Source organism: Furfurilactobacillus curtus, from assembly GCF_045862785.1.
Lineage (GTDB): Bacteria > Bacillota > Bacilli > Lactobacillales > Lactobacillaceae > Furfurilactobacillus > Furfurilactobacillus curtus.
Window position 1 is genome coordinate 1 of sequence record NZ_BQXO01000089.1, and the last position, 337, is coordinate 337.

1 pseudogene is annotated in these 337 nt (G+C 32.6%); it reads left to right on the forward strand.

From position 1 onward, the window contains the following. A pseudogene (locus ACKTR2_RS10600) lies at nt 1-255 on the forward strand (hypothetical protein); the annotation flags it as partial. Between the last annotated feature and the right edge of the window lie 82 nt (nt 256-337).

Below are 337 nucleotides of genomic sequence, written 5' to 3' on the forward strand. Positions count from 1 at the left end.
CCAAAAGGACAAAGCTACAAAACCCAATTTAATAAAAAAACAATGATTATTGAAAGCCCCTTGATGAATGTAAATGCCAATTATTCAGTCGGTAATACTTCTGGTAAAGAATATTTAAAAGTAAATACTGATGATGAGAAGAATCAAAAATTTGAATTAACTCAAATTAGCGATGGTTATAAAGCTAAAGCAATAAATAAAACTGCCAAAGCAGATGACGGAGTAGGAAGCTTTGAATTGCAAAAAAGGAAGTGATAGATATGTTTGTTTTAGGTGATATTTCAGGACTGGTTCAGGGAGCGATTGCTAAGTTTTTTGAATGGGCACTGTCTGGTTT